The organism is Aliisedimentitalea scapharcae, assembly GCF_045277565.1.
GTDB lineage: Bacteria > Pseudomonadota > Alphaproteobacteria > Rhodobacterales > Rhodobacteraceae > Aliisedimentitalea > Aliisedimentitalea scapharcae.
Genome location: NZ_CP123584.1, coordinates 2,098,030 through 2,121,018, shown reverse-complemented (window position 1 = coordinate 2,121,018; position 22,989 = coordinate 2,098,030). Strand labels below are relative to the sequence as shown.

Annotated in this window: 20 protein-coding genes and 1 pseudogene; 12 read left to right on the top strand and 9 right to left on the bottom strand. The window is 57.7% G+C overall.

What is annotated here, in order from left to right; genetic code table 11:
* Positions 1-790 precede the first annotated feature (790 nt).
* Both QEZ52_RS09995 and QEZ52_RS09990 read right to left on the bottom strand, forming a co-directional pair.
* Complete coding sequence (locus QEZ52_RS09995) at positions 791-1,186, bottom strand: cell division protein ZapA (RefSeq protein WP_406650033.1); 396 nt, start codon at positions 1,184-1,186, stop codon at positions 791-793.
* Positions 1,186-1,920: a hypothetical protein gene (locus QEZ52_RS09990; RefSeq protein WP_406650030.1), complete on the bottom strand. Its 735-nt coding sequence runs from the start codon at positions 1,918-1,920 to the stop codon at positions 1,186-1,188. Before QEZ52_RS09990 ends, QEZ52_RS09995 begins: the two co-directional genes overlap by 1 nt.
* A 285-nt stretch (positions 1,921-2,205) precedes the next feature.
* On the opposite strand from QEZ52_RS09990, the gene tkt reads away from it, so the two are divergent.
* Entirely contained in the window at positions 2,206-4,227 is a 2,022-nt protein-coding gene (gene tkt / locus QEZ52_RS09985; RefSeq protein ID WP_406650028.1) for a transketolase, read from the top strand.
* A gap of 127 nt (positions 4,228-4,354) precedes the next feature.
* Here tkt and QEZ52_RS09980 read toward each other — a convergent pair whose 3' ends face one another.
* A complete protein-coding gene (locus tag QEZ52_RS09980) occupies positions 4,355-4,840 on the bottom strand; it encodes a RidA family protein (protein ID WP_406650025.1) in 486 nt (161 codons plus the stop codon).
* 201 nt (positions 4,841-5,041) lie between these two features.
* On the opposite strand from QEZ52_RS09980, the gene QEZ52_RS09975 reads away from it, so the two are divergent.
* Positions 5,042-6,286, top strand: coding sequence for an NAD(P)/FAD-dependent oxidoreductase (locus tag QEZ52_RS09975; RefSeq protein WP_406650024.1), 1,245 nt, complete (start codon positions 5,042-5,044; stop codon positions 6,284-6,286).
* A 305-nt stretch (positions 6,287-6,591) separates the two neighbouring features.
* Here QEZ52_RS09975 and QEZ52_RS09970 read toward each other — a convergent pair whose 3' ends face one another.
* Entirely contained in the window at positions 6,592-7,563 is a 972-nt protein-coding gene (locus tag QEZ52_RS09970) for a DUF808 domain-containing protein (RefSeq protein ID WP_406650021.1), read from the bottom strand.
* A gap of 267 nt (positions 7,564-7,830) precedes the next feature.
* Between QEZ52_RS09970 and gap the strand changes: the two genes are divergently transcribed.
* Both gap and QEZ52_RS09960 read left to right on the top strand, forming a co-directional pair.
* On the top strand, positions 7,831-8,832 hold the full coding sequence (gap, locus tag QEZ52_RS09965) for a type I glyceraldehyde-3-phosphate dehydrogenase (RefSeq protein ID WP_406650018.1): 1,002 nt from the start codon (positions 7,831-7,833) through the stop codon (positions 8,830-8,832).
* Positions 8,833-8,922: 90 nt separating this feature from the next.
* Complete coding sequence (locus tag QEZ52_RS09960; protein WP_406650015.1) at positions 8,923-9,066, top strand: hypothetical protein; 144 nt, start codon at positions 8,923-8,925, stop codon at positions 9,064-9,066.
* A 163-nt stretch (positions 9,067-9,229) separates the two neighbouring features.
* Here the strand turns inward: QEZ52_RS09960 and coaD are convergent, their stop codons facing one another.
* The 3 genes from coaD to QEZ52_RS09945 all read right to left on the bottom strand — a co-directional run bounded on the left by coaD (position 9,230) and on the right by QEZ52_RS09945 (position 11,206).
* Entirely contained in the window at positions 9,230-9,727 is a 498-nt protein-coding gene (gene coaD / locus QEZ52_RS09955) for a pantetheine-phosphate adenylyltransferase (protein WP_406650012.1), read from the bottom strand.
* Positions 9,728-9,815: 88 nt separating this feature from the next.
* Positions 9,816-10,250, bottom strand: a complete 435-nt coding sequence (locus tag QEZ52_RS09950; RefSeq protein WP_406650009.1) for a CBS domain-containing protein — start codon at positions 10,248-10,250, stop codon at positions 9,816-9,818.
* Positions 10,251-10,309: 59 nt separating this feature from the next.
* On the bottom strand, positions 10,310-11,206 hold the full coding sequence (locus tag QEZ52_RS09945; protein ID WP_406650006.1) for a LysR family transcriptional regulator: 897 nt from the start codon (positions 11,204-11,206) through the stop codon (positions 10,310-10,312).
* Positions 11,207-11,343: 137 nt separating this feature from the next.
* Between QEZ52_RS09945 and QEZ52_RS09940 the strand changes: the two genes are divergently transcribed.
* From QEZ52_RS09940 to QEZ52_RS09925, 4 genes are all read left to right on the top strand, one after another.
* Positions 11,344-12,843 carry a CoA-acylating methylmalonate-semialdehyde dehydrogenase gene (locus tag QEZ52_RS09940; protein WP_406650002.1) on the top strand — a complete coding sequence of 500 codons (1,500 nt, stop codon included), beginning with the start codon at positions 11,344-11,346 and terminating at the stop codon, positions 12,841-12,843.
* 680 nt (positions 12,844-13,523) lie between these two features.
* Complete coding sequence (locus QEZ52_RS09935) at positions 13,524-14,039, top strand: fasciclin domain-containing protein (RefSeq protein ID WP_406649999.1); 516 nt, start codon at positions 13,524-13,526, stop codon at positions 14,037-14,039.
* 457 nt (positions 14,040-14,496) lie between these two features.
* Entirely contained in the window at positions 14,497-15,381 is an 885-nt protein-coding gene (locus QEZ52_RS09930) for a DMT family transporter (protein WP_406649996.1), read from the top strand.
* Positions 15,382-15,505: 124 nt separating this feature from the next.
* On the top strand, positions 15,506-16,177 hold the full coding sequence (locus QEZ52_RS09925) for a glutathione S-transferase family protein (RefSeq protein ID WP_406649994.1): 672 nt from the start codon (positions 15,506-15,508) through the stop codon (positions 16,175-16,177).
* Positions 16,178-16,188: 11 nt separating this feature from the next.
* Here QEZ52_RS09925 and QEZ52_RS09920 read toward each other — a convergent pair whose 3' ends face one another.
* A complete protein-coding gene (locus tag QEZ52_RS09920; protein ID WP_406649991.1) occupies positions 16,189-16,764 on the bottom strand; it encodes a TetR/AcrR family transcriptional regulator in 576 nt (191 codons plus the stop codon).
* A gap of 210 nt (positions 16,765-16,974) precedes the next feature.
* On the opposite strand from QEZ52_RS09920, the pseudogene QEZ52_RS09915 reads away from it, so the two are divergent.
* Both QEZ52_RS09915 and rsgA read left to right on the top strand, forming a co-directional pair.
* A pseudogene (locus tag QEZ52_RS09915) lies at positions 16,975-17,271 on the top strand (TrmO family methyltransferase); the annotation flags it as partial.
* Between the two features lie 477 nt (positions 17,272-17,748).
* Positions 17,749-18,825 (top strand): ribosome small subunit-dependent GTPase A, encoded by a 1,077-nt coding sequence (gene rsgA, locus QEZ52_RS09910; RefSeq protein WP_406649989.1) that lies wholly within the window; start codon positions 17,749-17,751, stop codon positions 18,823-18,825.
* Between the two features lie 73 nt (positions 18,826-18,898).
* On the opposite strand, the gene QEZ52_RS09905 is transcribed toward rsgA, so the two are convergent.
* Complete coding sequence (locus tag QEZ52_RS09905) at positions 18,899-19,360, bottom strand: DsrE family protein (RefSeq protein WP_406649985.1); 462 nt, start codon at positions 19,358-19,360, stop codon at positions 18,899-18,901.
* A gap of 177 nt (positions 19,361-19,537) precedes the next feature.
* Here QEZ52_RS09905 and QEZ52_RS09900 point away from each other — a divergent pair, with 177 nt between their 5' ends.
* Positions 19,538-20,662, top strand: coding sequence for a carboxylate-amine ligase (locus tag QEZ52_RS09900; protein WP_406649982.1), 1,125 nt, complete (start codon positions 19,538-19,540; stop codon positions 20,660-20,662).
* A gap of 229 nt (positions 20,663-20,891) precedes the next feature.
* Entirely contained in the window at positions 20,892-22,817 is a 1,926-nt protein-coding gene (locus QEZ52_RS09895; protein WP_406649979.1) for a DUF3604 domain-containing protein, read from the top strand.
* The last annotated feature ends 172 nt before the right edge of the window (positions 22,818-22,989 follow it).

The following is a 22,989-nucleotide window of genomic DNA, read 5'->3' as shown; positions in this document are numbered from 1 at the left end:
AATAGATGACCTCCGCTGAGTTTTCAGCGGAGGTTTTTCCATTTGGTCTGTCTACCCCAAGTCCCTGAAGTCGCCCTGACGATCCGACCAAACGAACCGGTGGCGCGTGCAGCATTTTTGAATGAGGTCGGTAAGTTACAACAATACAATCGACTGCCGGTTCAGCAACCCAATCAGAAATTCCCCTGGATATGCCCACGGGCGCGGGCGATCCGCATCGCTGGCGTTTTCGGGGCGTCGCCCGGCTCGCAACCGCTATGGTCGAGGCGGTCAATCCCGGCCCAAATGAACGGACTTTCCGGCGTGTTGCGATCAGGAGTGTCCCAAAGGTGGTCGGCACATCCTGCGAAGATGGCTGGCCATCATGCAAAACGCATATTGCTGAAGAACTGTGGCTACGCAGGCTGAGCGCCCGATGGGCGTGGAAAAGTGATTGGTACCCAACGCCCAAGGCCGATGTCTGGCGAAGCTATGTTCGAGACAATCGTCATGTCCGCCCCCCGACAACGTCCCCTCAAGCGGTCGCTCATGAAGATTGCTGAGAGCCAATTTGAGAGACCGGGACTGGAGAGTATGTGAGGCCGAATAGTCAGGGGGCTCTGCCCCCGCAGCCTATGGCTGCTCCCCCGGGATATTTTTGGCCAGATGAAGAAAGGATCCCAGTTTCATTCGGTCCAAACACTCCTGAGCGCGAGGCAGAGCCTCGCCGCCTGCGTGGCAACGCAAAATGGACCCTGTGCGCCGCAGGCGCGCCTTTTGCGAGCGTCTGCGGCCAGGGGTGAGAAACGCGTTATCCGGCGGCCCGTTCTTCCAGCTCAGCCGCGAGGGATTCGGCCCGTGCAGCCAGCTCGGCAAGGGTGTCGGTGACTTCGGCCGGGACCACGGGCACCTCAATGCGTTCTGGTTCCGGGGCTGGTGCCGCGCGCAATTCGGCGATTTCCGCCTCGCGTTCGGCCAAGGTCGCCTCGACCTCCTGAATACGGTCTTCCACCGCCGCAGTCTTGTCGGCCAGCATCAGACCGGCCATCAACAGCATACGCGCTTCGGGCATACGGCCTATCTGATCGGACAGTACCTGGGCCTCATCGTCCAGCATCTTGGCTGCCGAGTGCAGGTAACTCTCTTCGCCGTCCTGACAGGACACTTCGAACCCACGTCCACCAATCTGAATGGTAACTTCGGCCATTACGCTTCCTCCCCTTCCGGCAGATTGCGGGCATTTGACAGCAATGTGTTCAGCTTTGTCATCACGGCTCCCACCTCGGCGGCGTCCGCAGCCTGGGTGGCACGCAGGCCTTCCAGCTCGGCCAGCATTGCCTTGTTGATCAGATCAGGTTCGCCCACCCCCGCTTCATTGGCTTCGCGCAGGGCCGCATTTGTCTGGCGCAATTGTTCGTTGGCCTGGCGCAGCCGTTGCAGATCAGCGTCCAACGCAACGATTTCAGCGCTTTGCGCGTCTGCTCCAGTAGACTGTTCGGCTTCCATCCCCTCGATGCGGGCAACCAGTTGGTCGCGCTCTTGGGTTACCGCATCGATCTGCCCCTGTTTTTCCTGTGCTGCACCTTTCAGCGATGCAACCTCCTGATTCAGCTCTTCGATACGTCCGGCCTGCAATTCCAGGTCAGACCTCAGGCCTTCCAGTTCGGCTTCCGCCTCAGCCGTTGGCGCTGCATCCGGTTGCGGCTCTGCCTCGGCAGTTTGCGCGTTCAACGCGTCGATTTCCGCCTGGTGTTTGGCCTTGATCGTTTTCAGGCGCTCTTCGAGCTGGGCATTGGCCAGCTTTTCCTCGTCCAGCGCAAGCGCAAGATCAGCGTCTGGTTCCCGGGCCTCGTCCTGGGCGGTGGACACGGCCTCCACTCCGGCATTGATCCGATCCATCGCAGCCAGGATCCGGCCTTGCAATTCCTCGATTTGGCTCATGCCCCTCACCTTCCCGTGCGGTTGTTTTTCTGCCTTTGTGCCTTTTGTCCCGCGCCGCATGACCCGGTTCGGGACCCAGCCCGAATCGACCCGCGTATCCCGGGACGGCTGAACTGGCCTCACCCCAAGGTAAAACACCCCAATCGCAGGTTTCAAGCACCTCAGAGCGCGTTTGCGCCCATCAATGCGCCAACAGGGCCAATCTGGGCGCGATTTGCTTGATCTTTGCGACGCGGCTGTTATTGAGCGGCAAATCCTCCGCTCACACACGAAAAGGTAACGCTCGTGGACCTCAACGCCCTGCGCACCGCCAATCCCGACCATTGGGCCAAGGCTTCGGCCATCCGTGCCCTGACCCTTGACGCCGTGGCCGCCGCCAATTCCGGCCATTCCGGCATGCCCATGGGCATGGCCGATGTCGCCACTGTGCTGTTCGAAAAGCACATGAAATTCGACGTCGCCAACCCTCAGTGGCCAGACCGCGACCGGTTCATCCTGTCCGCCGGTCACGGATCCATGCTGATCTATTCGCTGCTGCACCTGATGGGCGACGCACAGGTGACCCTGGATCAGGTCAAGAATTTTCGCCAGATGGGCCAGCTGACTGCAGGCCATCCCGAGAACTTCCTGCTGGACGCAGTTGAAACCACCACAGGCCCCTTGGGTCAGGGGATCGCCAATGCCGTGGGATTTGCCATGGCCGAGGAGATCCAGCGCGCCCAATACGGCCGCAAGATCGTAGATCACAACACCTATGTCATTGCAGGCGACGGGTGCCTGATGGAAGGCATCAGCCAAGAGGCCATGGGCCTTGCCGGGCGCCATTCCCTGGGCAAGCTGATTGTCTTCTGGGACAACAACAACATCACCATCGATGGCACCGTCGACCTGTCGGACCGCACCAATCAGGTCATGCGTTTCAAGGCGTCGGGCTGGCATGTACAGGAAATTGATGGCCACGACCCACAGGCCATTGATGCAGCCATCACCGCTGCCAAGAAAACTAAAAAACCGTCGATGATCGCCTGCAAGACCCATATCGCGCTGGGTCACGCCGCCCAGGACACCTCCAAGGGTCACGGGGCTCTGACAGATGCCAACCAATTGGCCGCGGCCAAGGCCGCTTATGGCTGGGACCACGGACCGTTCGAAATCCCCGCCGATGTCAAATCCCAATGGGAAGCGATCGGCAGCCGAGGCGCAGCCGAACGCGAAGCTTGGGAAGCGCGGTTTGCCGAAACCTCGCAAGGCAAACAGGATCGGTTTACCCGCGCCTATGCGCTGGAAGCGCCCAAGAAGCTGGCCTCGGTCGTGCGTGCGCTGAAAAAGCAGGTCAGCGAAGACCAGCCCAAAGTGGCCACCCGCAAAGCGTCGGAAATGGCATTGGCAGCGATCAATCCGGTGATGCCGGAAACCGTGGGTGGATCGGCTGATCTGACCGGCTCGAACAATACCAAGACCGATGATCTGGGCGTGTTCGATCTGGACAACCGCAAGGGGCGTTATGTCTATTGGGGTATCCGGGAACATGGCATGGCGGCGGCAATGAACGGCATGGCGCTGCACGGCGGTATCCGCCCTTATAGCGGCACGTTCTTCTGTTTCACCGATTATGCCCGGCCCTCCATGCGTCTGGCGGCCCTGTCAAAAATTCCGACAGTGTTCGTGATGACCCATGATTCCATCGGCGTTGGCGAAGACGGCCCGACCCACCAGCCGGTCGAACATCTGGCGATCTGTCGCGCGACTCCGAACACCTATGTGTTCCGTACTGCCGATGCGGTTGAAACCGCCGAAGCCTGGGAAATCGCGCTGTCGTCCAAGGACACACCGTCGGTCATGGCGCTGACCCGTCAGAACCTGCCCACCGTCCGGACCGAACACAAAATGGCCAACCTGACCGCCAAAGGTGCCTATGTGTTGGCCGAAGCCGACGCGAAACGTGAGGTGATCCTGATCGCTACCGGATCCGAAGTGTCGCTGGCCATGGAAGCCAAGGCACAGCTCGAAGCCGAAGGCATCGGCACCCGCGTGGTATCCATGCCTTGCATGGAACTGTTTGCACAGCAGGACGAAGCCTATCGCCGCAAGGTGCTGCCCGCCGGCCCCGTGCGCATCGGGATCGAAGCCGCCGTACGCGACGGTGGCTGGGATCGCTGGCTGCTGGGCGAACGCGGCCGCGACTCCAAGGCCGATTTCGTTGGCATGGCGTCCTTTGGTGCCTCCGCCCCAGCAGGTGAGCTGTTCGAGAAATTCGGCATCACCGCGGCCGCCACTGTGGCCAAGGCCAAGGCGCTGCTGGGCTAAATACCAGCGCTCAGGACCAAGATTAAGGGGCACCAACTTTGGGTGCCCCTTTTTTGTGCCTTTTGAAACAGGCTGACGCCTCTGGTCATGGGCAGTATCTTCTGCCAGGCATCGCATCCAGAACCTGTCAGTCAGAGATCAGAACCTCCCCCTCGATTTCCATCGCGAACCCAAGAGGCAAGCCCGCCACTCCGATGGCAGACCGGGCATGGCGCCCGATATCGTGACCGAATACGTCAATGATCAGGTCGCTAAAGCCATTCACCACAACATGTTGCTCGCTATAGTCCGGCGCAGATGTCACCATGCCAAAGACACGGACCCATCCCACGATCCGCGATAGCTCGCCCAGGTCTGCCTTCAGGTTCGCCAATACCGTCAGAGCGATGTCTCGGGCTTCCGCATATGCCTGCTCCGTTGACAGGTCAGCACCGACAACACCAAAGGGGCCGTCCAGGCTCCCATCCTGTGCATTTTTGGGGTGGCCGGAAAACAGGACCCGCGTGCCTCGGACATTGATGAAGTCAAAGGGCAAATGCAGGCCCTTGGGTAATTTGGTCGGCGCGGGCAGTTTCAGACCCAAGTCTTTGAGCCGGTTTTCCGGAGTCGTCATGGCAATTTCCTAGCTGCAATAAACCTGTTCAAGCCTATACCAAAAGAAGAGCAAAGTCTGCCGGGGTTCAAAGCGGCCACGACCTGATCCCAAGCGCGCAGCCTGAATCTGGTCATCGATCTCTTTTTGCCGCTGCCCTGACAAAAGAAACTTGTGTCATCGCAAAGTCGCGGATTTACTCGCGAAAAACCGGGTGGGCAAATGACAGACAAATCAATCATCGTCGTGGGTGCGGGCATGTGTGGTGTGTCCACGGCCATCTGGCTGCAACGCACCGGGAAACGCGTCATCCTGATGGACAAGGGCGAACCGGGCATGGGGGCGTCATACGGCAATGCCGGGTTACTGGCGCAATGGGCGGTGGTGCCGGTGACCACGCCCAGCCTGTGGCTGGATGCGCCAAAATACCTGCTCAATCCCAACAGTCCGCTGTTCATGAAATGGGCCTATCTGCCGAAAATGCTGCCCTGGCTGACCAAATTCATGTCCCATGCAACCGATGCCGCCACCCGGCGCACGGTGCAAAACCTGATCCCGATCCTGACGGACGCGGTCGATCAGCACAAATCCCTGGTGCGCGGCACACCGCTGGAACGCTGGATTGCCGATAGCAAATTCAGCTATGCCTACCCCACGCGTCAGGCGTATCAGGCCGACGCCTATGCCTGGGAAATGAAACGCCACGCCGGATTCACGCCCACCGTGCTGACCGGACAAGACGCCCATGACGCGGAACCCATTCTGGGCCCGGCCATCCAATGTCTGGCTGTGCTCGAAGGTCAGGGGCATATCCTGAACCCGGGCCAGTACATCGCCGAATTGACCCGACATTTCACCGACAACGGTGGTCAGTTCATCCAGACCCAGGTACAGGATTTCCACAAATCAGACGGCCACATCACCCATATCGACACCGATCAGGGCCGGTTCGATTGTTCCCATGCGGTGATCACCGCAGGCATCTGGTCCAAGGAGCTGATGGGCAAACTGGGGCTCAAGGTGCCGCTGGAAACCGAACGCGGCTACCATGTGATATTCGAAAATCCATCCATGATGCCCAACAACCCGATGATGATGACCACCGGCAAATTCGGGGTGACCCCGATGGAGATGGGGCTGCGCTGTGCGGGTACGGTCGAATTGGGCGACCATCACGCCGGGCCCAGCAGCGCGCCGATCAAACTGCTCCGGCGCAAGGCACGCGAAGCATTTCCCGACCTGACCTATTCTGGCACCCAGGAATGGATGGGCTTCCGCCCCTCGACCCCCGACAGCCTGCCGCTGATCGGAGAGCTGGGCGACAGCGGTATTTTCACGGCCTTTGGCCACCAGCACGTGGGGCTGACTGCGGGGCCCAAAACCGGGCGGCTGATTGCCCAGATGATCGACCAGTCCCAACCAAACATCGACATGGCACCCTATTCTCCGGCGCGTTTCGAAATCTAGGCACCCAAAAATTTTCACCCGCACAAATTCACCGGAACAAATTCACCGGGACAAACTTACCGGGACAAACTTACCGGCGACATGGCAGGTTGCGGGGACGCACGCCCTGCCCCTCTCCCACCGGGTTTGGGAACTGTACAGCGCGGCTCGGGGCGAGGTTCGTCACAGCTGTCCGACAGAGACAACGAAAGCGCGCCGTCATTGGCCGGGCAAATGCACCCTTGCCGATCCGACGGTGCAAAGAATGTGCAAGGAGTGCAGAAGTCCTGCAAATCTGGGTCTCAGTCTGAGTCTCGATCGGAGCTTCAGTGCGTCTTTTGCGCGCCGCCCAACCGGGCCAGGACAGGGCCGACGAGCTTGGTTGCCACCGGGATCAACACCAATCCCAGCGCCACGCCAAACACCCCGTCCATGGTTGCCTTGGCCGTCCACTCCACAAACCCGGACCACGCCGCAGGGACCGCATGTCCCAGCGCAAAGGCCCAATCGTGGATCAGGTGACCCAACCAGCCAAAGCCCAGAACCTCGAGCCCATGAATGATGATCGAGCCACCAACCCACAACATCGCGGCCGTGCCGACGACGGAAAGAACCTTCATCAGCACGGGCATGAACCGCACCAATCCGCGTCCCAGACCGCGCCCGATGGGCGTCGGCGCAGTCCTGGCAAGAAACAGACCCACATCATCCATCTTGACGATCAGCGCCACAGAGCCATAGACCGCGACCGTGACTCCAATGGCCACAACGGCCAAGGTTGCCGCCTGCATCCAGACATTCGGGGCCTCGATCGCGGCCAACGCGATGGTCATGATTTCGGCCGACAGGATGAAATCCGTCTTGATCGCCCCCTTGATCTTCTGTTCTTCCAGATGACCAGGATCCTTGATGCTCATGTCGCTTTCGATCTCGTGGATGGCATGCGGGAACAACACGTGAAAGATCTTTTCAGCCCCTTCAAAGCACAAATAGGACCCACCCAGCATCAGCAGCGGCGTAATCAGCCACGGCGCGAAATTGGCCAACAACATGGCCACGGGCATCAGCAGGATGAGCTTGTTGAATAGCGAGCCGCGCGTGATGCGCCAAATGATCGGGAGTTCCCGCGCAGGCGCAAACCCCTGGACATATTTTGGCGTCACCGCAGCATCGTCGATGATCACACCTGCCGTTTTTGCCCCGGCCTTGCCCGCTGCCGCCGCCACATCGTCAATCGACGCCGCCGCCACCTTGGCAATGCCTGCCACATCATCCAGCAAGGCCAGCAAACCGCTCATCCCGCGTCCCCTTTATTTCTGCTCGCAGCGCAAATTCATTGACTTTGCACCCTATCCGATCCGCCGTCCGACACAACCGTCTGCCCCCCGCAAACCGTCTGGTTCCGTCGATTCATCATGGCCACCGCGCCCAAAGCCGCACGCGTTAGCGCCACCCGTCACTTTTTGCGCTAACAGGCTCCTATAATGACGCATTTCCCCCTTTAGGTGACATGCTGTGCCCGATATAGGACAGCAGAAAGTTCTTGCCCGTTCGGAGACATGTCTATGACCATCAAAGTTGGTATCAATGGTTTTGGCCGCATTGGCCGCTGCACCCTCTCTCACATCGCGGCCTCGGGCCGTGATGACATCGAGGTGATCAAGGTGAACGCCACAGGCCCGCTGGAAACAGCTGCCCACCTGATCAAATACGACAGCGTGCATGGCCGTTTCCCCGGCGACGTGAGCATCGGTGAAAACACCATGAACTTGGGTCGCGGAGACATGCAGATGTTTTCGACCTATGACATGAACGAATTGGACTGGGACGGCTGTGACGTCGTTCTGGAATGCACCGGCAAATTCAATGACGGTGAAAAAGCCAAGGCGCATCTGGACCGTGGTGCCAAGAAAGTACTGCTGTCGGCACCCGGCAAGAATGTCGACAAAACCATCGTCTTCGGTGTCAACGACGACCAGCTGACCGCGACCGATACCATGATCTCGAACGGGTCCTGCACCACCAATTGCCTGGCGCCCATCGCCAAAGTGCTGGACGAGGCATTCGGCATCGAACACGGCATCATGACCACCATTCACGCCTATACTGGCGACCAGCCCACCTTGGACCGCCGCCACAAGGATCTGTACCGCGCCCGCGCCGCGGCCATGTCGATGATCCCGACGTCGACCGGGGCCGCAAAGGCACTCGGCGAAGTTCTGCCGAACCTCAAAGGCCGCTTGGACGGGTCCGCCATTCGCGTTCCGACACCGAATGTCTCGGCGGTGGACCTGACCTTCCGCGCGGGTCGCGATGTGACCGCCGAACAGGTCAACGCCGCCGTAGCCGAAGCTGCCGCCGGCCCGATGAAGGGTGTTCTGGGCTATGAGCCTGCGCCGCTGGTATCGACTGACTTCAACCACACCAGCGAAAGCTCGATCTTTGCGCCGGAACAGACCCGGGTTCTGGACGGTCGCCTGGTTCGGGTGCTGGCCTGGTATGACAACGAATGGGGATTTTCGGTGCGTATGGCCGATGTCGCCGTGGCGATGGGCAAACTGGGTTAACCCTGCGCACGCCGCCTCTTGAGATCGAACGCCCGGTCAGGCATATCTGACCGGGCGTTTTCTTTCGTCGACAACCAGGGACCTGTCCAGATGACCAATACCATCGCTATGTGGCTGGGTGGCCTGATCCTGATCCTCCTGATTGGAGACATCATTCTTTATGGTCAGGAACACCTCTTGTTCCTGGCTAAAAAGTTGGCCGATCTGATCGAATGGGTGGCCTTCTGGCGCTGACCTGGGCCCGGTTCACCCCAGGTCCCTGCCCCACAAACAGCGCTCGCACGCGCCGTTGACACAGCGCCAGACGAGGCATCTGATTCCTGATTGCAAATCGGAATTTCCACGGCCGTTCGAACGGCCGCGGGACGGGGTTTCAGGACCCGCCGATTACACCTGATCACGGCCTGTGAAGTCTGTCTTTCAAGGCCTCATTGACCATCGGTGTAACAAATTTGGATACATCCCCACCAAGACGGGCAATTTCCTTGACCAGTTTGCTGGCGATTGCCTGGCGGCGGGCATCGGCCATCAGAAACACAGTTTCGACTGTATCGTCCAACGCCCTGTTCATGCCAACCATTTGAAATTCATACTCAAAATCCGCCACAGCCCGCAGACCGCGCACGATAATCTGAGCCCCCACATCATGGGCACAATCAATCAACAGGTTCTCAAAGGGATGAGCGATGATCTCAGTACCCGTTTCCGCACTAAGCTTGGCGCATTCCGCTTCGATCATCGCCACCCGCTCTTCGAGCGTGAACAACGGCCCTTTGTCACGGTTGATCGCGACACCAATCACCAATTTGTCCACCAATGCAGCCGCACGGCGAATGATGTCCACATGACCCAATGTTATCGGGTCGAACGTACCCGGATACAGCCCCACGCGCATGGTGCTCTCCTATTTCTGATCCTATATATTGCTGCACATGCAAACATAGTTGCATGTGCCCACGCAAGAGGGGGAAAATACGGAGGACTTAATGTCCCATGATCATGCCTTCGAGGGCATCCTTCTCCATCGCCACCAACGCCAACTGCGCCTTGACCACGTCGCCCAGCGTCACGATGCCGACCAGTTTGCCGTCTTCAACCACCGGCATGTGGCGGAACCGCCCTTTGGTCATCTGTTGCAAAACATCTTCGATGTTGGCCTGCCCCGTACAGGTGACCAGCTTGCTGGTCATATAGTTGCTGACGTCCTTGTCCAGACATCCGCCGCCGCTTTTGGCCAGCTCACGCACAATATCGCGTTCCGACAGGATGCCGTCAGCCGCGACACCATCCGCTGAAACGACCACCGTTCCGATGCCCTTTTCAGACAACAATTTCGCCGCATCCGACACACAGGCATCAGGCTTGACCGTCACCACAGCGTCACTTGCCTTGGACTTGAGAATTGCCTGGATCAGCATCGGGGTACCTCCGTAATTTTATTTCCTTTATCCAAGGGTTGCCGCAATATCAGGGCAAGTCAAGTCATCGCTTCCAGCCGCGCCACCTCGTCGCGGATGCCAGCGGAAAAAGCGTCGGCAAACCGGTTCAGACGGTCGCTGCGCTGGTCCCCCTGGTGGCGCACCAGGTAAAAACTGCGCGTCAGGCTGATATCATCGACCAGGATTTTCCGGAGCGGACGGTGGGATGGCAATGTAAAGTCGTGGGCCACACCGATTCCGGTGCCCTGCGCCAGCATTCTGATCTGCACAGAAACCGAATTCGACGCCAACGCCACACGGTCAATCCCCAGATCGCTGAGGTAATCCAGTTCCTTGTCAAAAATCATGTCGGGAATATACCCGATCATCGGGTGATCCTTGAGGTCGTCAACGGTATTAATGCCCTGGTGCGCCCGCAGATAGTGGCGCGACGCAACCATGTGCAGCTTGTAATCGCAGATTTTCTTGACCAGCAGTTGCCCGGCGGTCGGCGCGCTGACCGTCACCGCCATGTCCGCCTCGCGCCGTGACAGGTTGATCACCCGGGGCAAGGCGACAATCTGAATGTCCAGATCTGGGTTGGCTTCGCCGATCTTGGCACAGACCTGAGGCAGGATATAATTTGCGCTACCGTCCGGGGCACCAATGCGGATCTGACCGGCCAGCGTTTCATTGGGTCCGGTCATCTCTTCGGACGCGGCGCGCATCGCCTGTTCCGCCTGTTCTGCATGAACCAACAAACGTTCTCCCGCCGCGCTCAGGGCGTATCCCTGCGGCGACTTGAGAAACAAGGACGTCTCCATTGCACCTTCGAACCGTGCAATCCGCCGCCCGACCGTTGCAGGGTCCATCTTCAGGATGCGCCCTGCCCCGGACAGGCTGGACTCCCGTGCGACGGCCAGAAACACTTTCATATCATCCCAATGCGGCTCCATTCCGATCTCCCTGACTGCCCCAATTATTTCGCTGTGCGTTTTTGCAAAATCCTTTTGATATCTTGCCCCTGTTCAACCGTTTTTTGCAAGCCTATGGTTTGCCAGGAATTGATGCTGGATTTTTAGAGGAGGATCCGATGCAGGAACTGACCCATTATATCAACGGTGAACACGTCAAAGGCACGTCTGGCCGTTTCACGGATGTCTACAACCCCGCCACTGGCGAAGTGCAGGCAAAAACACCGCTGGCCAGCAAGGAAGAGATGGAGCACGCCGTGGCTATCGCTGCCGCTGCGCAACCTGCCTGGGCTGCCGTCAACCCCCAGCGCCGTGCCCGTGTGATGATGAAATTCGTCTCGCTGCTGAACCGCGACATGGACAAGCTGGCCGAAGCGCTGAGCCGCGAACACGGCAAAACCCTGCCCGACGCCGCTGGCGACGTACAGCGCGGTCTGGAAGTTGTCGAATACTGCATCGGCGCGCCTGAACTGCTGAAAGGTGAATTCACCGACAGCGCCGGCCCCGGCATCGACATGTATTCCATGCGTCAGGCCCTGGGTGTGACCGCGGGTATCACCCCGTTCAATTTCCCTGCCATGATCCCAATGTGGATGTTTGCCCCGGCCATCGCCTGCGGCAACGCGTTCATCCTGAAACCGTCCGAACGTGACCCGTCGGTGCCTCTGATGCTGGCGGAACTGATGGAAGAAGCCGGTCTGCCCAAAGGCATCCTGCAGGTCGTCAATGGCGACAAGGAAGCCGTGGACGCAATCCTGTACAATGACACGATCCAGTCGGTTGGCTTTGTCGGCTCGACCCCGATTGCCGAATACATCTATGGCACCGGTTGTGCCCAGGGCAAGCGCGTCCAGTGTTTTGGCGGTGCCAAGAACCACATGATCATCATGCCCGACGCCGATCTGGATCAGGCAGCTGACGCTCTGGTTGGTGCCGGTTACGGTGCGGCCGGCGAACGCTGCATGGCAATTTCGGTTGCGGTTCCGGTTGGCGATGAAACCGCTGATCGCCTGATGGAAAAGCTGATCCCACGCGTCGAAGCGCTGAAAGTCGGCCCCTACACCGCTGGCAACGACGTCGATTACGGTCCGGTTGTGACCGCCGCCGCCAAAGCCAACATCGAACGTCTGGTTCAGACCGGCATCGATCAGGGTGCCAAGCTGCTGGTAGACGGGCGTGACTTCAAACTGCAGGGCTATGAGGACGGGTTCTTTGTTGGTCCGCATCTGTTTGACCACGCGACCAAAGACATGGACATCTACACTCAGGAGATCTTTGGCCCGGTTCTGACCACCGTGCGCGCACAGTCCTACGAAGAGGCCATTTCGCTGGCGATGGATCACGAATACGGCAACGGCACCGCGATCTATACCCGCGATGGCGATGCAGCCCGTGACTTTGCCAACCGGATCAACATCGGCATGGTCGGCGTGAACGTTCCGATCCCTGTGCCGTTGGCCTATCACACCTTTGGCGGCTGGAAGAAATCGTCCTTTGGTGACCTGAACCAGCACGGCCCGGATGCGTTCAAATTCTACACCCGGACCAAGACCGTGACCGCCCGCTGGCCGTCGGGCATCAAAGAAGGCGGCGAATTCTCCATCCCCGTGATGGAATAAGCCACCGCTTGTGTCCCCGTGATCGTTGGGGCTGACATATGCGCGGCGGGGCGGGCAACCGCCCGCCTCTTGCCACACTGTCGAGGCACCCGCGCACCCGCTCTCTCCATTGGGGATCAAAACAGAACACCCTCGCAGAATTCTGCGAGGGTGATTTCGTTTCAGTTGGTTGTTTAGCGGGACAGAGCCGTGGTTCCGACCTTTGGAAACGACGGCTGTTCCGCCCCAGGCAGCCACGACCGAGTGCCCCTGGTCCGTATACAATTGATCGCCGCACTTTGTCTAAACGACGCCCCCGCTGCAGCGAATGCGCTTTGCAAAGTCGAGCGGGCAGCCCAAAGACGATGTTCCCCCCGGTTCTACCATGCTGCGATTGCAGCCCGCTTGGCGGTCATTCGCTACAGCTGCGTGATCTCGAATTGGCCGAATGTACGGTGTGCCGACAAACCAGACCTACGCTGCGTGGCGGTACGCTGCAGCTGGGTATTGCCCGTTTTTCGATGAACGAGTCTGTAACATGTCCACGGAACGTTTCAGAAAGCGCAGTTATTTTTGGCGAAGATCAGTGCATCGAATGTCGATTTCTCACAATGGCGTGATGGGCAAATCTGAGTTCGGCGTGGGTACGTATCCCTTCCACATGCAAATGAAAATGTTCAATACAAAGGGAAGGCATTCAAATGACAACTATCCGCAAATTCGCCGCAATCGCGGCAACCGCCATGACATTGGGTACCGCCGCGAGCGCGGCTGACATCGTCGAAATAGCATCGGGCGACGAGCGTTTCTCGACCCTTGTGGCCGCAGTCAGCGCTGCTGGCCTGGTTGAGACGCTGCAAGGCCCTGGTCCGTTCACTGTATATGCGCCCGTGAACGACGCTTTTGCTGCGCTACCTGAGGGTACCGTGGAAACTTTGTTGGAGCCTGAGAACAAAGGCCAGCTGACCAATATCCTCCTTTACCATGTCGATGACCGCAAACTGACCGCCGAGATGATCCCGAACGGTTCGAACTACTTTAAACCAGTCTTGGCTTCGGAGCGGTTGTGCGTCACCAAAGATTCGTCTGGCGTGTCGATCGCCGACGGTACCGGCGAAAGCGCCAACGTGATTATCGCAAATATCGAGGCCGACAATGGTGTGATCCATGTGATCGACAAAGTTCTGCTGCCTGGCACCCGCCCTGCCTGCCACTAAAGAAAGCCCCAGTGGAACAAAGGCCCCGGCAAAGCTGGGGCCTTTTTTTGGCTTCCGTTTCAGGCTCCCTATTGCCGTTCACCGCACCAGATAAGGATGGCTGCAGGCAGCCCAAAGCAGACCTTCTAACTCGCTCCACAGCCCAAGGGGAAGCCGCGCCTCTCTCAAATGTCAGAAAAGCGCAGGGAGCAGATATTGAAAAGTCTGAAGGCCTACCCTGAAGCCGTCGTTCGTGCAGGCCGTGTTCGTCTCTTTGAGCTCAACCTTACCCGATACAGCATGTCCACCAACGGCAGTTTGCTGTCAAACAGGCCTTGTCGGTAGCGCCACCATACAAATCATACTATTGAGTATGATTTGTATTGACAGGCCTGCGCGGATCGATTTATCACACTTACCAGTATGATAAATTGGGCAGCCGCAGTTGCCTCTCTTTTGGTAGCGAAGGATCTAAACTATGTCTGAAGTCACAAACATCCAAACAGGCAAGAATGTCCGCCTCAAGGGCATTGGAATTGCGCTCATTGGGGCGGCATTGATGAGCCTCGATCCGGTCTTTATCCGGTTCTCCGGGGTCGAAGAGGCTGAAACCTCGTTTCTTTTTGGCCTGTTCACTGCGATCTCAATGGCTGTCGTCATTCAACTGAACGACAAGCGCGGTCTGTTTCGGGTGTTGTGCGAAAGCGGATGGCCTTTGCTTGTCGCGGGTGTGCTTATGTTGGGCAGTGCCAGCGGGTTGGTGGCGGCCATCAAGAATACCTCTGTTGCCAACACATTTCTGATTTTCAGCAAAACCCCGGCAATAGCAGCGGTATTCAGCTGGATATTCCTGCGTGAAAAAGTGTCCAAACAAACCCTGTTCGCCATTGTCGGGGTATTTGTAGGTATTGCCGTTGTCGTGTCCGGTTCTACGGATACCGGCAACTGGCGCGGGGATTTGTTGGCCGTGTTTGCGGTTTCATGTCTCGCACTGATGATGACACTTTTGCGCAAGTTTCCGGATGTCAGTCGTATGGGCGCTGTTGGCACAGGTGGCTTCCTGCTTGCGGCCACGATGTTCTTTTTCACTGAACCCTCCACCTTCAGCTTGAACACGTGGCTGATCATGGGGGCGATGGGCCTTCTTACAGCTCCGTTCGGACGGGTGCTTTCCATGGTCGCGACGCGCTTTGCCACGGCAACCGAGGTGTCTATGACATTGATGCTTGAAACCGTTCTGGCCCCAATATGGGCCTATATCTTCTTTACCGAGGTTCCAGGGGCCAACAGCCTTGCTGGTGGTGCAATTATCCTGATCACCATCACAGCCTACACGCTGCATCTCACAAAGGGCGAAAACTGAAGCCTCGGGCATCAGCCCGCAATCCTATTAGTTCGCCCCAACAACAAGACGCGCGGGTATCAGCGCCCGCGCGCAGGGGAGTTCACGCCCCTTCAACCCGAGCTCCAATACAATAGAGGACACCATGACCAAGTTCAAAATCGTGGGCTATGATTACTGCCCGTTCATCCAGCCTTCGATCATCGCCCTGATGGAAAAGAAAGCTGATTTCTCTGTCACCTATATCGAGCCAGGCAATAACCCTGACTGGGTGAATGAAGTCTCGCCGCAAGGTGCAACGCCTTTCCTTTTGATCGACGGCAAAGCACTGTTTGAATCGGCTGCAATGATTGAGTTTGTCAACGATACAACCGGCGGCGACCTCTATCCGGACGATGCATTCCTAAAAGCGCAGAACCGCATGTGGATAGCGCGAAGCTATGCTCTGCTTGATAACCTCTATGCGCTGAAAACCACCGACGACCCTTGTGTATTTAAGGCTGAGAAAGCTGCGGTGAGAGCCAAGCTGGGCGACATTGAAGACCTGATTGGTGAAAACCCGTTCTTTAATGGCAACGACTTTGGCCTGGTCGATGGGGTTTTTGCGCCTGTTTTGCGAACCATTGCCATGCTGGATGAAAGGTTCAACCTGAACCTCTTTGATGTTTTGCCTAACGTCAAAAGATGGTCCAAAAACGTCCTGAGCAGGCCATCAGTCAAATCATCTGTTGTCGAAAACTTCGACGAAAAGTCGGCAGATAAAATCGCTCAAAGCAACGCTCTCGTATGCCGCCAGCAGGCGCAGCCAGCGACATGAAGAGCGATGGATCAGGCGATTTCCGTGATCAGCACCCGCGTCGCGGCCTCGGCAAGCCAGGCGATTTTTTGATCATCTGGCCGTTCCCGACCTAACAAGACATTATCCCGAAACGCCAAAAGCGTTGACGTCCACATAAGCAGCGGACCCTCTGGGTCCGCGATACCCAGCCGCTCTGAAAAGAACTTTGTCAGTACCGCATCGGTTTCGTCGGGTGCAGCCGCAAAAAACGTTTCGACAATCTCTGGCGATTTTGCACTTTCCGCAACCAACAGCCTGAAAACCCTCAGAGGCTCGTCTTCAAGGTGCCAACGGATAAATCCCTCTGCGAAACCGACCAACGCCTCTTTTGTGTCGGGGTTTTCCAAGTGACGCGCAAAAGTGGCCGTACTCGATTCCCCAATGAACCGAACGGCAGCTTCGAACAGCTCTATTTTTGATGGAAAATAGCGATAGACCGTTTGTTTGGTCACGCTTGCCGAGGCCGCGATCCTATCCATGCTGGCGGCTTCATATCCTGCGGACAGAAATTCTTCGCGTGCCGCAGTCAGGATCGACAGGCGTTTTGCCTCTCTTCGTTCTTCCATCTTTCCCATGTAGAAACAGCCAGCTTTGTGAGATCATCCTTAGTAGTATGAAGAAATTGACAGGGGTTCAAGTATTTCAGTATCATACTGTATAGTATGATTAACTGGAGTCAACAGATGCACAAACTCAGCTTTATTGGTCACATTTAAACCCCGTTTTAAAGGCTCGCGGATTGTCCGAACAATGTTCAGAAAGACGGACCAGAGTGCGAGATCATCCTTGATCCTGAATTCGTTGACGGTCTTTATGGCCTTCGAGAAAGGCAGTCAGTATTGGTTTTGTACTGGTTCGAGGGGGTAGACCGTTCTCTGGTGACCCAAACCCGTGGCGCGCGAGGTGACGGACTAAAGGTTGGAACCTTCGCGCTTCGCTCCCCGCACCGGCCCAACCCTATTGCGGCTGCAACTGTGCCAATCCACTGGATTGCGGATGGTAGACTCGGTGTTCGCGGTCTCGATTGCCTGAACGGAACCAGGTTGGTCGACATTAAACCGGCAACAGGATGAGCTGGACCCTGGCAAATCATTTGCTGTCGGTTGCTTGCAATCCCGGCCCCAGAGCGTGGCAATTGATCATGTAAGCTCCACTGGGAGCGTAGACTTTAAGGTCCGCCTCTGGAACGGCGGCTTTTTGGGGGGGCTTGCACGGATGTGAAAAGCCCGCTTCCCGCGCGAACTGGTCTATGTGCCAATCTCGTCATTTCGATTTTCAATCACCGTCATACACACCTGCGGATGGAGTCTTGTCCCCCATGCAACGGCGGGAGCGTGTTGACAGCTCGGGAGCCCGGTTCTATCCCTGTTGCGATAAATGGAGATTTTATGTCCCGGTAAGGTTGGGAGGCACAGTGCGCTCCCGTTGCAGATCCATCACAGATGTTCCCCCTGCCCCCACAGGTCAGGGCATGTGAGAGCTGTACCCAACCCCAAAATGCCTTTCCGCCCCGGATCCGTCCGGCGGCCGGACATCGAAAGAAGACCGCAATGACACGGGACTTTTCCCAATTTTTCTCCGGTTCATCCTCAACCGATCTGAACAAACGTGATCCTTCGTTTCTGGAATCCCTTGGCTGGAGCGCCTATTTCTCGCAGCAGACCAGCCTGGATCAGCTGACACAAACGCCCCCCGTCCGCGTGATAGAGGCGCATCGCACCCAGTTGCATGTACTGGGCGATGGCATCGACACCCTGATCCCGCAGTTGCCCGACGTGGTGGTCGGAGATTGGCTGTTGCTGGATCTGGAAACCCCGACCAAAAGCGAACCGCTGGACCGCAAGAGCCTGATCAAACGGCGCGCGCCTGGAACCGGGCGCAGTATTCAGCTGATTGCCGCCAATGTGGACACCGTGTTTATCGTGTCGTCGTGCAATCAGGATTTCAACCTCGCCCGGCTGGAACGCTATGTGGCTCTCGCGTTCGAGGCAGAGGTGACACCCGTCATCCTGCTGACCAAATCCGACCTGTGCGTCGATCCCGCCACCTTTGTCCAACAGGCCCAATCCATCTCTGATCAGATCGTGGTTCTGGCCCTGAACGCCAAGGATGCGGACGTCGCAACGCAGCTGGCCGATTGGCGCAAACCGGGTCAGACCCTGGCCTTTCTCGGGTCGTCCGGGGTGGGCAAATCCACTTTGGTCAATGCGCTGACCGGCGAGAATTCGGCTGAAACTGGTGCCATTCGCGAAGATGATGCCAAAGGTCGGCACACGACGACACGGCGACAGTTGCACCAATTGCCCGGTGGCGGCATGGTGCTGGACACGCCGGGTATGCGCGAACTGCAGCTGACCGATGCCAATCAGGGCGTCGCCAGCGTTTTTGCCGATCTGACCGAATTGGCCCATGGCTGCCGTTTCCGCGACTGTGCCCATGACACTGAACCCGGCTGTGCCATACAGGCAGCCCTGGCGGCGGGCGAAATTGATCACGCCCGCCTGCAACGGTGGAAAAAACTGGTGGCCGAAGAGGCCTTTAACGCCAAATCAATGCTCGAGCGTAAAGCAGAGGCGCGGTCTTTGAAAAAGCACATCAGGGCCGTGCAATCTACCAAACGCCGCTGACACCCTAATCAGCCCCCCGGAACATCTGCTTCGGGGGGCCTTGGGGATAAACGGCACAGCGACAAGCGGCCCCCTACCAGGCGAGCGTCTGCATCCCGTCCCGGAACAGCCATCCTTCGACGACCGGCCAACTGCCCATGATGATGCCGTCAATATAATCGAACTGGGTCAATCCTGCCGCCTTGGAACATGCCCCACACATGATCACCGTTCCGCCGTCGGCGATAAAGGCGCTCAACATGTCCTGGATCGAAATCCCCTGTTCGGCCATCAACCCGTGAACGTGGCTTGGGCGTTTCTTGTCCGCCAGATAGACGGCACGCACATTCAACCAGATCGCTGTTTCATGACCGTTCTTCAACGACTTCTGATGGGCGAACATAATGGCTTTGGCAGCGGACCATGTGTCATCGGTGGTCAGGTTTACAAACAACCCTCGGGGGGTATCTGATCCCGCCTGCGCGGGCTGTGCGGCCGTGACCAGTGTCACGACCATCGCGATAACTGCAAGAATTGGGAATAGGCGACATTTCATTTGTTTCTCCTGAATCGACATCCCCATGGGGTAATACACATTCCAAATTTGGAACTTGTTTTAAATCAAACCCTCCTGCGCTGGAGTGTTTGCCCGGCCCCCGTCATGCGCCAATTCGACCATTGGCCTTTTTATCCTGTTGCGTCAGACTGATCCCATTCAGGGGAGGATTGCGTCATGGCCATTTCCATGCCGTCGCTTACATTGGGCATCGAAGAAGAATACCTGCTGGTCGACCAGGACAGCCTAAACCTGGCCGAAGCCCCCGAGGCGCTGATGCAGGCCTGCCGGGCCGAGCTGGAAGGCCAGGTCAGCCCTGAATACCTGCGGTGCCAGATCGAAGTCGGCACCCGGGTCTGCGCCACCATTGAAGACGCGCGCCAGGATCTGAAACGTCTGCGGTCGGGTATCTCGAAATGCGCAGCCCAATTCGGGCTTTCGCCCATTGCCGTCTCCTGCCACCCATTTGCCAATTGGAAAGAACAGCACCACACGCCGATGGATCGCTATGACAACCTGCGTTCGGCTCTGGGGTCCGTCGTGCGACGGATGCTGATCTGTGGCATGCACGTTCATGTCGGGGTCGAGGATCAGGCCGCCCGTATCGACCTGTTGCCCCAGCTGGCCTATTTCCTGCCCCATCTGTTGGCGCTGTCCACATCGTCGCCCTATTGGAATGGCGAAGACACCGGGTTGGCGTCTTATCGGTTGACCGTGTTTGACAACCTGCCGCGCACCGGCCTGCCGCCGGATTTCAAAAGCTGGGCGGAATATGAACGCACCACCGGCACGTTGATCGAACTGGGCGTGATCGAAGACACCACCAAGATCTGGTGGGATCTGCGCCCATCCCATCGGTTCCCGACGCTGGAAACCCGGATCATGGATGTCTCACCCCGGTTGGAACACACGCTGGCGTTGGCGGCATTGGTTCAGGCATTGGTGCGCATGTTGTCACGACTGCGCGCCCGCAACATGCGCTGGCGGGCCTATGATCGGTTCCTGATCGGTGAAAACCGCTGGCGGGCACAACGCTATGGCGTGGACGAAGGGTTGATTGATTTTGGCGACAGGTCGATCAAACCCCAGGTCGACCTGCTGGAAGAGTTGAGCGACATTCTGTCCGAAGATACCGAAGCCTTGGGCACCCAACAGGAAATCGAAACCCTGGTTGGGATTGCCCGAAATGGCACCAGCGCCACCCGGCAACGACAGGTCCATGCCACTGCTCTGGCCCGCGGTGAGGCACCCGGCCCCGCCGTGGTCCGCCATCTGATCGAAGAGTTTCACACCGATCTGTAATCCGGTTTATCCGGTCAAACATTGACCCCAGGCCCGAAATCCCCGACGCGCAAGCCATCTAATTGGCCCGAACAAATTGGGCTCGAACGCCCCGATAAACCAATCAAAATCGCGACTTAGAATATGAACGTTTGAAAAAACCAAAAATCACGATAATTTAATTCCATAACACACCGAAAAATAATGTCGGTTACCCGAGATAGATTAGAAATTCATATAGGAGGTAGAAATGAGATTGCTGTTAACGGCTATGTGTGTGCCTTTGGTTCTGGGCCTGCATAGCGCCCAGGCTCAGGTCACCCCGTCCCACGAAGCCGCCGAAGGGACATTTCCCGAAAAACCATATTCACCCTATGCCAATCGAACCTTTCCAGCGCGGCCATTGTGGGGCGAAACACATCTGCACACCGGTCTGTCGCTGGACGCCGGTGCCTTTGGCAACATTCTGGGACCGGATGACGCCTGGCGGTTTGCCAAGGGCGAACAGATCAAATCGTCCACCGGCCAACCTGTCAAACTCAGCCGGCCGCTGGATTGGATGGTCCTGACCGACCACACTGACCTGATGGGGTTCGCGCCTGATCTGCAGGCTGGCAAACCCGCCGTGCTGGCCGATCCCAAAGGGCGCAAATGGTACGAAGGATACAAGGAGGGGGGCGCCGCGGCAGGTGAATCTGCCTTTGACCTCATCACCAACTTTGCCCAGGGCACGCTTCCTGAACTGTTGCTGGAATCCTATAGCCCGGGGGCCGATCCATATTCCTTTACCTGGGAAAAAATCGTCAAAGCGGCCGAACATCACAATGAGCCCGGCACTTTCAGCGCCTTCATCGGTTTTGAATGGACCAGCGTGCCCAAAGGGTTCAACCTGCACCGCAATGTGATGCTGCGCGATGGGGCAGCGCGTGCGTTGCAGATGGTACCACCCGTCACCCAGGAACCTTATGGCAGCACCGATCCGCATGATCTGTACAAGTGGTTAGAGGCCTATCAGGAGAAAACCGGTGGTCGTGCGGTCGCGTTCTCGCACAATGGCAACCTGTCCAATGGCTGGATGTTCCCGACCGAAGGCACGTATCACGGTGGGGTCGTCGATCAGGATTATGTCGAGCAGCGCGCCAAATGGGAACCGCATTACGAGATCACCCAGATCAAGGGTGATGGCGAAGCGCATCCCTTCCTGAGTCCCAACGATGAATTCGCAGATTACGAAAACTGGGATGTGGGAAATCTGGACCTGACCGAGCTGAAAACCGACGAAATGCTCAAGGGCGAATACGTCCGCGAAGCGTTGAAGCAGGGTCTGGCGCTGGAAGCCAAATTCGGGACCAACCCGTACAAATTCGGTCTGGGCGGTGCCACCGACAGCCACACCGGCCTGACCACCGCCGAGGAGGAAAACTTCTTTTCCAAATCCGTCAGTGTCGAACCGTCACCCACCCGGATCGAACACCCCTTCATAAAGAGCAAACTGGGTCAGATCGACGGACACAAGCTGGTCGCCTCGGGCTATACGGCTGTCTGGGCCACCGAAAACACCCGCGAAGCGATCTATGATGCGTTCAAGCGGCGTGAAACCTATGCCACCACCGGACCGCGCATCGGTCTGCGCTTCTTTGGCGGCTGGGAATTCAACGACGATGACCTGCGCACCCGCTCTCCAGCGGTCGCAGGCTATGAAAAAGGTGTGCCAATGGGCGGCGATCTGCGCGAACGCGTCGGTGACGGTGCCCCGACCTTTATGTTGGTGGCCCTGCGGGACCCGATCGGTGCCAACCTGGATCGTATGCAGGTCGTCAAAGGCTGGATGAACACCGATGGTTCGCTCGAGGAAAAAGTCTATGACGTCGTCTGGTCGGGCGAGCGAACAGCTGACGCAGATGGCAAGGTTCCTGCCGTCGGCAATACGGTGGATCTGGAAACGGCCAGCTGGAGCAACACGATCGGTGCTTCTGAACTGACGGCCGTCTGGACCGATCCCGACTTTGATCCAGAGGAGCGCGCTTTCTACTATGTGCGGGTGCTGGAGATTCCCACACCACGCTGGGTTGTCTATGACAAAATCCGTTTTGGCATCGAACTCCCTGAAGAAGCGCAGCTGATCCATCAGGAACGCGCCTATTCATCGCCAATCTGGTACACGCCACAGGGTTGAACCGGCGTCAATGTTGAAACAGCACACCCCCGACCCAACCGGTCGGGGGATTTTTGTTGCATCTGACACCCGCTCCACCGGCGTAATCTGGTGCAATGGTCCGCGGCTTTACACTCTATCCGGCCTTGCGGCGGCCCCGCCTGGCACGACCCAGCAGGAACAACTGGCGCTT

Coding starts and splice junctions, on each gene's coding strand:
- QEZ52_RS09995 (WP_406650033.1), bottom strand. CDS start 1,186: ATGGCCGAAGTTACCATTCAGATTGGTGGACGTGGGTTCGAAGTGTCC.
- QEZ52_RS09990 (WP_406650030.1), bottom strand. CDS start 1,920: ATGAGCCAAATCGAGGAATTGCAAGGCCGGATCCTGGCTGCGATGGAT.
- QEZ52_RS09980 (WP_406650025.1), bottom strand. CDS start 4,840: ATGACGACTCCGGAAAACCGGCTCAAAGACTTGGGTCTGAAACTGCCC.
- QEZ52_RS09975 (WP_406650024.1), top strand. CDS start 5,042: ATGACAGACAAATCAATCATCGTCGTGGGTGCGGGCATGTGTGGTGTG.
- QEZ52_RS09970 (WP_406650021.1), bottom strand. CDS start 7,563: ATGAGCGGTTTGCTGGCCTTGCTGGATGATGTGGCAGGCATTGCCAAG.
- gap (WP_406650018.1), top strand. CDS start 7,831: ATGACCATCAAAGTTGGTATCAATGGTTTTGGCCGCATTGGCCGCTGC.
- QEZ52_RS09960 (WP_406650015.1), top strand. CDS start 8,923: ATGACCAATACCATCGCTATGTGGCTGGGTGGCCTGATCCTGATCCTC.
- coaD (WP_406650012.1), bottom strand. CDS start 9,727: ATGCGCGTGGGGCTGTATCCGGGTACGTTCGACCCGATAACATTGGGT.
- QEZ52_RS09950 (WP_406650009.1), bottom strand. CDS start 10,250: ATGCTGATCCAGGCAATTCTCAAGTCCAAGGCAAGTGACGCTGTGGTG.
- QEZ52_RS09945 (WP_406650006.1), bottom strand. CDS start 11,206: ATGGAGCCGCATTGGGATGATATGAAAGTGTTTCTGGCCGTCGCACGG.
- QEZ52_RS09940 (WP_406650002.1), top strand. CDS start 11,344: ATGCAGGAACTGACCCATTATATCAACGGTGAACACGTCAAAGGCACG.
- QEZ52_RS09935 (WP_406649999.1), top strand. CDS start 13,524: ATGACAACTATCCGCAAATTCGCCGCAATCGCGGCAACCGCCATGACA.
- QEZ52_RS09930 (WP_406649996.1), top strand. CDS start 14,497: ATGTCTGAAGTCACAAACATCCAAACAGGCAAGAATGTCCGCCTCAAG.
- QEZ52_RS09925 (WP_406649994.1), top strand. CDS start 15,506: ATGACCAAGTTCAAAATCGTGGGCTATGATTACTGCCCGTTCATCCAG.
- QEZ52_RS09920 (WP_406649991.1), bottom strand. CDS start 16,764: ATGGAAGAACGAAGAGAGGCAAAACGCCTGTCGATCCTGACTGCGGCA.
- rsgA (WP_406649989.1), top strand. CDS start 17,749: ATGACACGGGACTTTTCCCAATTTTTCTCCGGTTCATCCTCAACCGAT.
- QEZ52_RS09905 (WP_406649985.1), bottom strand. CDS start 19,360: ATGAAATGTCGCCTATTCCCAATTCTTGCAGTTATCGCGATGGTCGTG.
- QEZ52_RS09900 (WP_406649982.1), top strand. CDS start 19,538: ATGGCCATTTCCATGCCGTCGCTTACATTGGGCATCGAAGAAGAATAC.
- QEZ52_RS09895 (WP_406649979.1), top strand. CDS start 20,892: ATGAGATTGCTGTTAACGGCTATGTGTGTGCCTTTGGTTCTGGGCCTG.